The sequence below is a fragment of the Sphaerisporangium aureirubrum genome, from assembly GCF_042658925.1.
Taxonomy (GTDB): Bacteria; Actinomycetota; Actinomycetes; order Streptosporangiales; family Streptosporangiaceae; genus Sphaerisporangium; species Sphaerisporangium aureirubrum.
In genome coordinates this window covers 66,477-79,026 of record NZ_JBHSRF010000004.1, presented here as the reverse complement: position 1 = coordinate 79,026, position 12,550 = coordinate 66,477, and the positions used below count along the sequence as shown (strand labels likewise).

Here is a 12,550-nt window from a genome sequence, read left to right as displayed (position 1 = left end):
CCTTTGCCTGCGGAAATACTCAAAGAAAGGGTAAAAATGCGGACACCACCTCCACGCCTGCTGCTGGCCGCCAGCGCGGCGGCAGCCGGGCTCGCGGTGCTCGCGCTGGTGCCGCTGTCCGCGTCCGGACTGGTCGACCCCCTCCAGGCCACCCAGCTCGCCCTCTCCGCCGTGACCCTGGCCATCGCGGCGGCGCTCATCGCGAACGTGCGCCGCACCGACGGCAAGGCCCTGCGGATCGACGCGCGCACCAAGCGCCAGGAGGCCGCGCTCGCCCAGACCGGCTCGGACCTCCGCCGGATCGCGACCACGCTGGACGACCTCGCCGGACGCCTCGACGACGCCGGACGCGATCGCGTGCGGCACGTGCTCGCCGCGCTCGGCGAGGACCGCATGGAGCTCACCGCCCAGTCCGGCCGCCTGGCCGGCCTCGACGAGGCCGTCACGCGCCTGAACGACGCCACCCGCGAGACCACCACCGGCCTGGCCGACCTCCGCCGCGCCCACGACCGCCTGGCCACCGCCACCGGCGTCCAGGACCTCGCCGACCGCCTGACCGACCTCGCCGGCACCGTCCGCGACACCCGCTCGGCCGTGACCGGCACCGCCCGCCAGACCTACACCCAGCTGGAGGCGCTGGTGGACCTGCGCGCCCTCCTCCAGCCCCGCGCCCCCCTCCCGCCCCTGCGCGGCTGGGCCGCCTCCCCCGACGTCCTCCGCCTCCTCGTCGGCCGCATCGCCACCGCCCGCCCCAAGACCATCCTCGAATGCGGCAGCGGCGCCTCCACCATCTGGCTCGCCTACGCCGCCCAGCGCTTCGGCGGCGGCCACGTGATAGCCCTGGAACACGACGAACGCTTCGCCCAGTCCACCCGCGACCTGATCCTCGCCCACAACCTCCAGGACGTGGCGGAGGTCCGCCACGCCCCCCTCACCACCTGGACGGACCGGGGAGGGGAGACCTTCCCCTGGTACGACGTGCGGGCGGTGCAGGATCTGCCTGAGGTCGGGCTGGTGTTCGTGGACGGCCCCCCGGGGGCCACGGGCCCGGAGGCGCGGTACCCGGCGGTGCCCCTGCTGCTGCCGCACTGCGCGTCCGACGCGTGGATCGTGCTGGACGACGCGGACCGCCCCGCCGAGCGGGAGATCGCCGAGCGGTGGCTCGCGGAGTATCCCGAACTGGCCGCCACCAGCCACAAGGCCGAGAAGGGCGCGATCATCCTGCGGCGGACCCACGGATGACCGTCACACCCGTGCCCGCCGAGGTGGCCGCCGAGCTGCGCAGGGGCGGGAAGATCGCGATCGCGACCGCCGGGGTCGGGACCGCCGACCTCGACGAACTGCTCCCCGGCGTGGCCTACGAAGCGGCCGACGTGGACGAGATGGGCACGGACCCCTGGGTGATGACCGACCCCTCGGCGGTCGCCGTGGTGGCGCGGACGCCGACGGATCTGCGCCGTGCGGTCGCCCTCGGGGACGCGTTCCCCGACGCCCAGGTGATCGCGGTGATCGTGCTGGAGAGCCCGCAGTGGTGCGACGCCCCGGGCGTGCGCCTGTCGCCGGGGCTCGGCCGCAAGTTCCTGCGCGACCTCGCGGTGTCCAGGCACGGCAAGAGCGGCTGGCGGGTCAGGACCCGTTTCTCGCACCCCCGCCCGGCCGGGGAGGTCGCCGCCGCGGTGGCCCGCGGCTTCGGCGCCCACCCGCTCGGCGCCTACGCCCTCCCCACCGCCGGCCTCGCCGGACCGGGCCTCGCCGCCTGGCGCCCCGGCGACCCCAACGCGCGCTTCAGCGACACCCGGGGCCCCGCCCCCGACCGCGCCGGAGTCCCGTCCGGCGACCTGGCCGTACGCGCCACCGGCGACGACACGGAGTGGATCGACGAACGGGTACAGGTCGTGGACCGCGTGGCCGACCCGTCCTGGGCGCGCATCGGAGCCCCCGGCGGGTACGGCGTGCTGCGGGACACGGTGCTCGCCCCTGAGGCCGTGCCCCCCGTGGACGAACGCTCGATCAACCCCAGAGGCTTCGCCAAGATCCCGTCCCGGGGATACGCCACCCTGGAACGGCGCGACGGCGTCACGGAGATCCGCCTGGAGGACCGGACCCTCGTCCGCGTCCCCGACTCGGGCGGCGTCACCGACGCCGACATCGGCAGGCTCCGCCGCCTGCGCGGCGTGCGGATCGGCTGGCGCCACGCCCACGGCGGCCCCGTCGCCGCCGCCCGCACCGTCACAACCCTCGCCGCCGCCGGCGTCCCCCTGCTGTGCGACCCGGTGCCGGACTGGGCCGCCCGCGCGCTGGGCCCCGGCCTCACGGCCCACCTGACCGGCGCGACCGAGGACGACCTCTCCGACGACCTGCGCCGCGAGGAGCACAGCGTACGGCTGCGCCGCGCCGCCCTCGGCACCCACGGCACCATGGCCCGCTGGCGCGCCCTCGCCGAGGGGGCGGGCGTCCCGGTCCCGCCGCGGGACTCGATCTCGGTCGTCATGTGCACCCGCCGCGCCGACCTGGTGCCGTTCGCCCTCGGCCAGATCGCCCGGCAGCGCGGCGTGCGGCTCGAAGTGATCCTCGCCCTGCACGGCGTGCCCGCGACCGCGCCGGAGGTCCGCGACGCGGTGGCCCGGTTCGACCGCCCGATCACCGTCGTGGAGGCCGGCCAGGACGCGCCGTTCGGCGTGGTCCTCAACCAGGCCGCCGCCCGCGCGAGCGGCTCGTTCGTCAGCAAGTGGGACGACGACGACTGGTACGGGCCCGACCACCTCGCCGACCTGCTGCTCGCCCAGGAGTACTCGGGCGCCGAGCTCACCGGCGTCGCGTCGGAGTTCTTCTATCTGCAGCAGATCGACGTGACGGTGCGCCGCAACTGGACCAGCGAGACCATGTCCGACCACGTGGCGGGCGGCGCGTTCATCGTGTCCCGCTCGGCGTTCGAGGCGCTCGGCGGCTTCCGCCCGGTGTCCCGCGCGGTGGACGTCCAGTTCTTCCAGGCCCTGCTGCGCGCGGGCGGCGGCATCTACCGCACCCACGGCCTCGGTTTCGTCGCCCGCCGCGCCGCGCGCGGGCGGCACACCTGGCAGGAGCCGGTCGGGTACTTCCTGGCCCGCGCCAGGGACCAGTGGCCGGGCTTCAGACCCAGCCGGTTGATGGAGACCGGGAAATGACCGTCGGAGGGGGACCGGTGTCAACGGGGACATCGTCCGGGCCGGGGCGACCGCCCCGGATCAGGCACAACGACTACGGCGTGCTCACGCCGCCCGAGCCGGGCACCTGGCGCCCCAGCCTGTCGGTGAGCGTCGTGATCGCGGCCTACGGGCACCAGGACAAGCTCGACCTGACCCTCGCCGCGCTCGCCGCGCAGAGCTACCCGTCCCACCTCACCGAGGTGATCGTGGTGGACGACGGCACGCAGCCGGCGCTGCGCCTGCCGGAGATCGCGCCGGAGAACACCGTGCTCCTGGCCACCGAGCCGGGCGCCCGGGGCCGTTCCGACGCCCGCAACGCCGGGCTGGCCCGCGCGGGCGGGGACGTCGTGCACTGGCTGGACGCCGACATGGTGACCTTCCACGACGAGGTTGAGGAGCACATGCGCTGGCACCACCTCGCCGACCACCTGGTGGTGATGGGCTACGTCCGCTACGTCGAGCACCGCGCCGGCACGCCGACCCCGCGGGAGGTCCACGCGGCGGTGTCCGCGGGCGCGGCGGACAAGCTCTTCGACGAGGAGCGCAGCGAGCCGCACGCCTGGATCGTGGACCTGGCCGAACGCACCGACGGCCTGCGCACGGCCGGGGACTCGGCGTACCGGGTGCACGTGACCAACGCGGCGTCGGTCAACGCGCGGCTGCTGCGCGAGGCGGGCCCCCTGGACACGAGCCTGGTGCTCGGCGAGGACACCGAGCTCGGGTATCGGCTGGCCCAGGCGGGGGCGGCGTTCGTGCTCGCCCCCGGGGCCCGCAGCCGCCACCTCGGGCTGTCCATGATGATGCGCGACAAGGACAGGATCCGCCGGTACAACCACGCCTACGTGCCCGGCCTCGTCCCGTACATGCGATGGCAGCGCACCCATCCGCGCCGCCAGTGGCAGGTGCCGTACGCCGAGGTCGTCGTGGAGGCCGCCGGGGCGTCCTACGAGGACGTGCGCGCGACCGCCGACGGCGTGCTGGCCGGGACGCTGAACGACGTGGTGGTCACCCTCGCCGGCCCGTGGGACGCCGCCCGGGAGGACCGGCGCAACCCGCTGGACAGCACCCACCTGGACCTGCTGCTGCTGCGCGGCCTGTACCGGGGCGAGCCGAGAGTGAGATTCGTCACCAGCGTGCCCGCCACGGCCGCGCCGGTGCCGTACCGGCTGACCTGCCCGCCGGGGTGGGTGCCCGGCGCCGAGACGCTGCGGCGCCTGGTGGAGCACGCCTCCAAGCACGGCCACGGCCTGGTGTCGGTCGCCCTGGACGAGGGGGAGGACGCGGTGCTCGCCGCGCGCCTGGAGCACACCGGCGCCTTCGCCCGCGCCGCCCTGGTCCGCGAGCCGGGCGAGCCGCTGGACGTGGCCGTGCACGACGTGTCGGGCACGCACTGGATGGACGGCGCGTCGCTGGGGTTCCTGCCCGCCGCCATGGCCGAGCCCGCCAAGCGCGGCAGGACCGACGACCCGGCTCTCACCAGGGAGCTCACCCGGCTGCGCGAGGAGAACGCCCGGCTGACCGAAACCCTCGCCGCCCGCGGCGACGGCGGCGCCCCCGCTCCCGCGGAGCGGGTGATCCCCCGTCCCAGGGGCCGGTGGTTCCGCACCTCGGGGCGCTGATCGCGGCCCGGCCAAGATTTTTTCCGGTTTTCCCGCGCATCGCAGAAGGTGGTATGACCAGACGTCCGGAACACAGGTAAGACTGTGCTCATGGAACCGCACGAGAACCTTATGTCCGGCCCACCGCCCGTCCATCTTCCGGACACCCCGGAGGCCCGGGAGTCCCTGGAGTCCGGCGCCAAGGCCAGCGACACCGCCGCCCGTTTCCCGGCGTACTCCGCGGCCTGGGCCGCCCTGGCCGACGAGGCGTTCGCCGCAGGTCACGCCGTCACGTCCTACGCCTTCGCCCGCACCGGTTACCACCGTGGGCTCGATCAACTGCGCCGTGCGGGATGGAAGGGGCACGGGCCGATCCCCTGGGAGCACGGCCCCAACCAGGGCTTCCTGCGCTGCCTGCACGCCCTGTCCCGGGCCGCGCAGGCGATCGGCGAGAAGGACGAGGCCGAACGATGCGCCCAGTTCCTCCGGGAGAGCAGCCCCGCCGCGGCGAAAGCCCTCGCGAGTCAGTAAGTCGCGCTTGGGTGACATCGGCCTGCTCGGGTAGTCTCACTACGCAAGAGCCCCTGTCGCACTTGCGCCAGGGGTTTCGTATTTGTGCGCGGGAGTACAAACCATGCCGGCTGTCGTTCTCGTAGGCGCCCAGTGGGGCGATGAGGGCAAAGGTAAGGCCACCGACCTTCTGGGCGGCGAGGTCGACTACGTCGTCCGCTACCAGGGCGGCAACAACGCCGGCCACACCGTAGTCATCGGCGACCAGAAGTACGCCCTGCATCTGCTACCCACGGGGGTGCTGTCGCCGGACGTGGTGCCGATCATCGGCAACGGCGTGGTGATCGACCCCGGGGTGCTCCTGTCGGAGATCGACGGGCTGAAGAAGCGCGGCATCACGTGCGACCGCCTGCTGATCTCCGCCAGCGCGCACCTGATCATGCCCCACCACAAGGCGCTGGACAAGGTCACCGAGCGCTACCTCGGCAAGGCCCGCATCGGCACCACCGGGCGCGGCATCGGCCCGGCGTACGGCGACAAGATCGCGCGGATGGGCGTGCGGGTGCAGGACCTGCTGGACCCCGGCATCCTCAGCAAGAAGATCGAGGTCGCGCTGGGCGAGAAGAACCAGGTGCTGACCAAGGTCTACAACCGCCGGGGCATCGACCACGGCAAGGTCCTCGAGGAGTACCTCGCCTACGCCGAGCGGCTGAAGCCGTTCATCGCCGACACCTCGCTGATCCTCAGCAAGGCACTGGACGAGCACAAGGTCGTGCTGCTGGAGGGCGGCCAGGGCACGCTCCTCGACATCGACCACGGCACCTACCCCTTCGTGACCTCCTCCTCGCCCACCTCGGGCGGCGCGTGCGCGGGTTCGGGCATCCCGCCGACCCGCCTGACCCGCGTGATCGGCATCGTGAAGGCGTACACCACCCGCGTCGGCTCCGGTCCGTTCCCCACCGAGCTGACCGACGACATGGGCGAGTGGCTGCGCCGCACCGGCGGCGAGTACGGCACCACGACCGGCCGCGACCGCCGCTGCGGCTGGTACGACGCGATCATCGCCAGGTACGCCACCCGGATCAACGGCCTGACCGACTTCTTCCTCACCAAGCTCGACGTGCTGACCGGCCTGGAGCGCATCCCGGTCTGCGTGGCCTACGACGTGGACGGCACCCGCCACGACGAGATCCCGATGACGCAGACCGAGTTCCACCACGCCAAGCCGATCTACGAGGAGCTGCCCGGCTGGGAAGAGGACATCACCGGCGCCAAGACGTTCGAGGACCTTCCGAAGAACGCGCAGGACTACGTGCGCGCCCTGGAGGAGATGAGCGGAGCGCCCATCTCCGCCATCGGCGTCGGCCCCGGCCGGGACCAGACCCTCTCGCTGCGCCCGCTCATCTGACCCCCCACGGCCCCGCCTGGACGGGGCCGGTACGGGTGACCGATAGAGTGCGCCGTTGTGCAGGTTGAGATTCACGGCCACCGGGGGGCACGGGGCCTGCGCCCGGAGAACACCCTTCCCGGTATGGCCTACACACTGGAGCTCGGTGTCCATGTGATCGAGCTCGATGTCGCGCTGACCGCCGACCGGCAGATCGTGCTGACGCACGACCTCACCGTGTCGGCGGTGACCAGCCAGGACACCGGGCCCGCCACGCCGGGCGACCCCGCGTACCCCTACGTCGGCAAGCCCATCCGCTCGCTCACGCTGACGCAGCTGCGCACGCTCGACGTGGGTGCCCGGCACCCGAGGAGGCCGGACGATCCTTACGCGCGCACCCAGACGCCGGTCGCGGGCGCCCGCATGCCGACCCTCGGGGCGGTGCTCGGCCTGCTGGCGGCCTACGACGCCGACGGGGTGCGGCTGAACGTCGAGCTGAAGTGCGACCCCACGCGGCCCGGCGAGTCCGCCGATCCCAGGGAGCTCACCGAGCTGGTCGTGGCCGAGCTGGACCGGCACGGACGCCTCGGCGGCACCGCCCTGCTCAGCTTCGACTGGCGGGTGCTGCACGCCGCGCGCGACCTGGTCGCCGCGCGGTACGCCCTGGTCGAGAAGGCGACGCTGCGGCCCGAGTGGCTCGGCCTGGACCACGTGACGGACTTCGGCGGGGACGTGGCGGCGGCGGCCGCGTCCATCGGGGCCACCACCCTGTCCCCGGACCGCGTGCTGGTCGACTCCGACCTGATGGACCAGGCGCGGAAGGCCGGGCTGGCGACCGTGGTGTGGACCGTCAACGACCCCGAGGAGGCGTCCCGGATGATCGGGCTCGGCGTCGCGGGCATCGTCACCGACTACCCCGACCGGATGCGCACCCTGTGGGCGGCGCGCGGCCTTCCCCTGCCGGAACCGCTCACCGTGCCGAAACGCGCCGCCGTCCCCACCTGACTTCGTTATCGAACGGATTTGCGATCCGCGCGCGTCACAACATCAACTGGAGTGCGCGCGGGAGTATCGTGCGGAGAACTGAAGTGGCGGGACCGCCGCCCGGCGGCCGGCGCCGGCATCGAGGCGGGCGCGCGACCGGACAACACGCCGCGAGACCGGAGGTCGCTCATGCGGGGAACGTCGCAGGTGTCGCAGATGTCGTCGTGGGCCACCGAGCGCTTCGGCGGCCGCGCCGCGCAGGTGCGCGGGCAGCTCGCCGCGTCGCTGCTGGAGGCCTCGGGCAACGCCCAGGACGCGCAGAAGTCGTCCCGCAGCGGCAAGCGGTACGCCTACGGCTCCACCCTGATGGCCCGGCGGTACGAGGCGCTGCTCGACGGCTTCCGGAGCGAGCCCGGCTTCCAGGCCGTGCGGCCGCACGGCTCGCCGCACCATCTGGTCGTGCTGGACGGCAACCTGTTCCTGCCGTTCCGCTACGCCGAGGACGACACCACGCCGATCAGCGAGGCCCGGGTCGGCGACGGGCGGGTGTCGGCGCTGGTCCGTGAGCTGTTCACCCGGTTCGGGCCCGCCCCCTCGTACTACCAGGAGTCGCTGGACCTCAGCGCGGGCCTGCCGGAGGACCCCGCCGAGGCGGAGGCCGAGCAGGCCGAGCTGGCCGCGGCGCGGCCGGTGCTGGCCCAGCTTCCCGGCGACACCCGGCTGATCCCCGTCGCGTACGCCGCCAACGCCCAGGCGGGGCTGCTGCGGCTCCACTGGGGCGAGGCCGAGCTGATCGACGACATGGGCCGGGTGCACTGGGTGCACTGCGAGCCGATCCCGCTGCTCAGCGCGCTGCCGTGGGTCACGCCCGCCGCCGAGGCCGGCGCCGCCGAGCGGTTCGACCAGGGTGCCGAGCCCGGCCTGGACCTCACGGCCGAGCGCGGCCCGTTCCCTGGCACCGGCGACGTCGTCCGCCTCGCCGCAGCAGATGACCGGTCGTGAACGCGAGCCGTCCCCGCAGGCGGTCGCGGACGCCTTCGACCAGGCCCGGCTCACCCAGGCGCGGCGGCTCGCCGGGCTGACCAAGAAGGACCTCGCCGAGCGGATCGGCGTGACCCCGGCCGCGGTCGGGCAGTACGAGACCGGCACCACCCACCCGCGGCCCGACCTGATCCCGCGGCTGGCGAGCGCCCTCGGCGTCCCCATGGCGTTCTTCCTGACCGGCAGGCCGCACGGGAAGCTGGACGGGTCGATGGCCCACTTCCGCAGCCTGCGCTCCACCCGGGCCCACCAGCGGGCCAAGGCCGTCGCGTTCGTCGAGCAGGTGTGGGAGCTGACCCACGCGCTGGAGCTGCGGGTGCGGCTGCCGCGGGTCGACCTGCCGGGCTTCTCCGGCGGCGAGGTGCACTCGGGGGTCGAGCTGCCCCGCGACCCCGCCGCCGCGGCCCGCGCGCTGCGCGCCCACTGGCGGCTCGGCACCGGCCCGATCGCCCATCTGGTGCGTCACATGGAGGCGCACGGCATCGTCGTGGTGTTCCCGCCCCCCGACGAGGACGCCACCACGGTCGACGCCTTCTCCACCTCCCAGCTCCCCCGCCCGATCGTCGTGCTGACCGCCAACCGCTTCGACGACATCCACCGCCACCGCTTCACCGCCGCCCACGAGCTCGGCCATCTGGTCCTGCACGGCGACACCGCCGCCGGCGACCCTCAGCAGGAACGCGAGGCCGACGCCTTCGCCGCCGAGTTCCTGACCCCGCGCGACAGCATCCTCCCCGACCTCCCGAGACGCCTGGACCTCCGCCGCCTCGCCGAACTCCGCCGCGTCTGGGGCGTCTCCGTCGACTCCCTGCTCTACCGCTGCCGCGAGGTGGGCCTCCTGTCCGACTCCTCCACCGCCCGCGCGTACCAGCGCCTGGCGGCCCTCCGCGACCAGCCCGGCTTCGCCGGCGAACCCATCACCGGCTACCCCGGCGAACACCCCGCCATGCTCCGCCAGGCCTTCGACCTCGCCTGCACCGAAACCCCCCTGACCCTCCCCCGCCTGGCCACCACCCTGGCCTGGCCCACCCCCCGCGTCCGCGCCCTGCTGGGCCTCCCCGACCACCGCCCCGAACTCCGCCTCGTCCCCTGACCTCGCCTGCCGCGCGGAGTGCCCGCGATCACGAGCATCCGATCTGTACGGGGCTGAGTGGAGCGCCGTACGATGCGGCGCATGCCGTCCATTGGGCCTTTTGAATTTGTCATCCTGCTGGTTCTCGCCGCAGTGGCCGTCGGCCTGGTGTTCGGTGTCGTGGCGGTGGCCCGCAGGGGCGGCGGGAAGGACCCGGCGCCGGTGGTGGCGCCGCAGGATCTCGAGCCTCTCATCGCGCATCTGGTCAGGGAGCGGCAGCTGATCCAGGCGATCAAGGAGGTGCGGCAGAGCACCGGTCTCGGGCTGGCCGAGGCGAAGGCGGTCGTGGACGGTGTGGCGGCCGGGCGGTCGCTCTACAGCCGTCCGAGCATGGCGCGGTTCCAGCAGATGGTCCTGCCGCCGACCCCGCAGGATCTGCCGCAGGACCTCCCACCCGACCTCGCGACCCGGGTGCGCCAACTCAAGGCGGCGGGGCGGACCGAGCAGGCGGTGCACCTGGTGCGCGGGGAGACCGGGATGGAGGATCGGGAGGCCCGGCTGTTCGTCGACAGCCTGTAGGTCAATACGGTGGACGCATGACGATCGACCAGCCCACCGTGTCCGCCGCCCCCGAGACCCCGGTGACCTTCAGCGCGGAGCTGTGGCAGGCCATCGAGCCCGTGTACGCGGCGATCCTGGCGCACCCGTTCATCACCGGCCTGGTCGACGGGACACTGCCCAAGGAGGCGTTCGGGCACTTCGTCGTGCAGGACTCGCACTACCTGCGGGACTACGCCCGCGCGTTGTCGGTGTGCGCGGCCAGGGCCCCCGACGAGGACGACGTGCGGGCGTTCGCGGGCGACGCGGTGGGCGCCGTCGCGGCCGAGCAGGAGATGCACTCGGCGTTCATGGCCGGTCTCGGCGGCGCGGCCGAGCACGCGGCCCCGGTGGCGCCGACCACCCGGGCGTACACCAGCTACCTGCTGGCCACGGTGTACGGCGGGTCGTTCCTGGACGGCCTGGCGGCCGTGCTCCCCTGCTACTGGATCTACGCCCGCGTCGGGGAGGCGCTGCTGGAGCACTCGTCCCCCGACCCGCTGTACCGCCGCTGGATCGCCGCCTACGGGGACGAGACGTTCCAGGCCGTCGTGCGCCGCGTGGTGGCGCTCACCGACCGGGCCGGCGCCGAGGCCACGGACGCCCAGCGCGCCCGGGCCCTCGACCACTTCGTCACCACGTCGCGCTACGAGTGGATGTTCTGGGACGCCGCGTGGCGCCGGGAGACCTGGCCGGTCTAGGGGCTCAGGCTCACAGCCAGCTGTTGCGGCGGAACCCCCGGTAGAGCAGCGAGCAGATGACCAGCATGGTCCCGATGACCGCGGGATACCCCCACATGGCCGACAGCTCGGGCATGTGCGAGAAGTTCATGCCGTAGATCCCGGCGATCATGGTCGGCACCGAGATGATGGCCACCCACGCGGAGATCTTGCGCATGTCCTCGTTGGCCAGCGCGTTGGACCTGGCCAGCGCGGCCTGCAGGATCGAGTTGCACAGTTCGTTGGACGACTCCACCTGCTCGCACACCCGGGCCAGGTGGTCGCCCACGTCACGGAAGTAGTCCCGCATGTCGGAGGGGATCATGCGGCGCTGCGGCAGCGCCCCGAGCGGCGTCTGCAACGGCGTGACCGCGCGCTTCATCTCGATCATCTCGCGCTTGAGCTGGTAGATGCGGCCGATGTCCCGGGAGCTCACGTCCGCGAAGACCGCCGCCTCGACCTCCTCCAGCTCGGCCTGCATCAGGTCGGCCACACTCAGATAGCGGTCCACCACGTGGTCGGCGATGGCGTGCAGCACGCCCGAGGGGCCGCGGGACAGCAGCTTGGGCTTGGCCTCCAGCCGCCCCCGCACCTCGGCGAGCGGGCAGTGCTGCCCGTGGCGCACGGTGACCACGAAGTCGGGCCCGACGAACACCATGATCTCGCCGACGCCGATGATCTCGCTGGACGCGGTCAGCTCGTCGTGGTCGAGGTAGGAGACGGTCTTCAGCACCACGAACAGGGAGTCGCCGTACCGCTCGACCTTGGGGCGCTGGTGGGCCTTGACGGCGTCCTCGACCGCGAGGGGGTGCAGCCCGAAGACCTCGGCCAGCCACTCGACCTCGGGGGCCTCCGGCTCGTGCAGGCCGACCCAGACGTACGCCTCGGGGGAGCCGGCCGCGGAGTTGTGCTCCCGGACCAGGCTGACGGCCTCGGGGATGCCGGGGACGTCCACCCGCTTGCCGCCGATGTAGGCGCCGAACTCCACCAGGGAGTCGCGCGGCGGCACGCACCGTGCGTCCGGCACGACGCGGCGCAGGGCGGCGGGCGTGGCGGTCGTTCCGATGCGGACGTGCGTGGTGCGGGGGTGACGGTTGATCCGCTGGAAAAGCGTGGACGAGCGCATGATGGTCCCTTCCCGCCCGGCAATAGCGGGAGCCGCGCACGACGCGGCGAACGTCACAGGGAGCGGACGCGTGTAGGTCTCAGCCGGGCACCGAGTTGGAGAGGTCGGGTTTGCGCACGACGTACGTGCGCGAGCACGTACTGCTGGGATCACCAGATGTCATCCCGATTCCACCTCCAATCAGCCGAAGACAGACCAAAGCCGCCCCAACGTACCATGGGCCTGGCCGTCCGCCTAGCTTACCTCGCCCTTACACCCCCCGATCATGGGATGCGCGAAAGCAGGGGCGCCACCTGGGGTCTTCTTTTAGCACTCTTGGCTTATATAAGCG

11 protein-coding genes are annotated in these 12,550 nt (G+C 73.1%); 10 read left to right on the top strand and 1 reads right to left on the bottom strand.

Annotated features, from left to right (window positions below; translation table 11 throughout):
* Positions 1–36: 36 nt before the first annotated feature.
* From ACFP1K_RS04325 to tenA, 10 genes are all read left to right on the top strand, one after another.
* Positions 37–1,242 (top strand): class I SAM-dependent methyltransferase, encoded by a 1,206-nt coding sequence (locus tag ACFP1K_RS04325; RefSeq protein ID WP_380747145.1) that lies wholly within the window; start codon positions 37–39, stop codon positions 1,240–1,242.
* Positions 1,239–3,164, top strand: coding sequence for a glycosyltransferase (locus ACFP1K_RS04320; protein ID WP_380747144.1), 1,926 nt, complete (start codon positions 1,239–1,241; stop codon positions 3,162–3,164). The genes ACFP1K_RS04325 and ACFP1K_RS04320 overlap by 4 nt, the downstream gene beginning before the upstream one ends.
* A 17-nt stretch (positions 3,165–3,181) precedes the next feature.
* On the top strand, positions 3,182–4,804 hold the full coding sequence (locus ACFP1K_RS04315; protein WP_380747143.1) for a glycosyltransferase family 2 protein: 1,623 nt from the start codon (positions 3,182–3,184) through the stop codon (positions 4,802–4,804).
* A 90-nt stretch (positions 4,805–4,894) separates the two neighbouring features.
* Complete coding sequence (locus ACFP1K_RS04310) at positions 4,895–5,314, top strand: DUF3151 domain-containing protein (RefSeq protein ID WP_380747142.1); 420 nt, start codon at positions 4,895–4,897, stop codon at positions 5,312–5,314.
* Positions 5,315–5,417: 103 nt separating this feature from the next.
* Positions 5,418–6,701, top strand: coding sequence for an adenylosuccinate synthase (locus tag ACFP1K_RS04305; protein WP_380747141.1), 1,284 nt, complete (start codon positions 5,418–5,420; stop codon positions 6,699–6,701).
* 57 nt (positions 6,702–6,758) lie between these two features.
* Positions 6,759–7,685, top strand: coding sequence for a glycerophosphodiester phosphodiesterase family protein (locus ACFP1K_RS04300; RefSeq protein WP_380747140.1), 927 nt, complete (start codon positions 6,759–6,761; stop codon positions 7,683–7,685).
* 168 nt (positions 7,686–7,853) lie between these two features.
* The gene (locus tag ACFP1K_RS04295) at positions 7,854–8,666 is read left to right on the top strand and encodes a hypothetical protein (protein WP_380747139.1); all 813 of its coding nucleotides are present in this window, start codon (positions 7,854–7,856) and stop codon (positions 8,664–8,666) included.
* Positions 8,653–9,798, top strand: a complete 1,146-nt coding sequence (locus tag ACFP1K_RS04290) for a helix-turn-helix domain-containing protein (protein WP_380747138.1) — start codon at positions 8,653–8,655, stop codon at positions 9,796–9,798. The genes ACFP1K_RS04295 and ACFP1K_RS04290 overlap by 14 nt, the downstream gene beginning before the upstream one ends.
* 81 nt (positions 9,799–9,879) lie before the next feature.
* Positions 9,880–10,356 (top strand): ribosomal protein L7/L12, encoded by a 477-nt coding sequence (locus tag ACFP1K_RS04285; protein ID WP_380747137.1) that lies wholly within the window; start codon positions 9,880–9,882, stop codon positions 10,354–10,356.
* Between the two features lie 17 nt (positions 10,357–10,373).
* The gene (gene tenA, locus ACFP1K_RS04280; RefSeq protein ID WP_380747136.1) at positions 10,374–11,075 is read left to right on the top strand and encodes a thiaminase II; all 702 of its coding nucleotides are present in this window, start codon (positions 10,374–10,376) and stop codon (positions 11,073–11,075) included.
* 10 nt (positions 11,076–11,085) lie between these two features.
* On the opposite strand, the gene ACFP1K_RS04275 is transcribed toward tenA, so the two are convergent.
* On the bottom strand, positions 11,086–12,219 hold the full coding sequence (locus tag ACFP1K_RS04275) for a magnesium and cobalt transport protein CorA (RefSeq protein ID WP_380747135.1): 1,134 nt from the start codon (positions 12,217–12,219) through the stop codon (positions 11,086–11,088).
* Positions 12,220–12,550: the final 331 nt, after the last annotated feature.

Excerpts from the sequence above, each read along its gene's own strand:
- ACFP1K_RS04325 (WP_380747145.1), top strand. The coding sequence starts at position 37 with ATGCGGACACCACCTCCACGCCTGCTGCTGGCCGCCAGCGCGGCGGCA.
- ACFP1K_RS04320 (WP_380747144.1), top strand. The coding sequence starts at position 1,239 with ATGACCGTCACACCCGTGCCCGCCGAGGTGGCCGCCGAGCTGCGCAGG.
- ACFP1K_RS04310 (WP_380747142.1), top strand. The coding sequence starts at position 4,895 with ATGGAACCGCACGAGAACCTTATGTCCGGCCCACCGCCCGTCCATCTT.
- ACFP1K_RS04305 (WP_380747141.1), top strand. The coding sequence starts at position 5,418 with ATGCCGGCTGTCGTTCTCGTAGGCGCCCAGTGGGGCGATGAGGGCAAA.
- ACFP1K_RS04295 (WP_380747139.1), top strand. The coding sequence starts at position 7,854 with ATGCGGGGAACGTCGCAGGTGTCGCAGATGTCGTCGTGGGCCACCGAG.
- ACFP1K_RS04290 (WP_380747138.1), top strand. The coding sequence starts at position 8,653 with ATGACCGGTCGTGAACGCGAGCCGTCCCCGCAGGCGGTCGCGGACGCC.
- ACFP1K_RS04285 (WP_380747137.1), top strand. The coding sequence starts at position 9,880 with ATGCCGTCCATTGGGCCTTTTGAATTTGTCATCCTGCTGGTTCTCGCC.
- tenA (WP_380747136.1), top strand. The coding sequence starts at position 10,374 with ATGACGATCGACCAGCCCACCGTGTCCGCCGCCCCCGAGACCCCGGTG.
- ACFP1K_RS04275 (WP_380747135.1), bottom strand. The coding sequence starts at position 12,219 with ATGCGCTCGTCCACGCTTTTCCAGCGGATCAACCGTCACCCCCGCACC.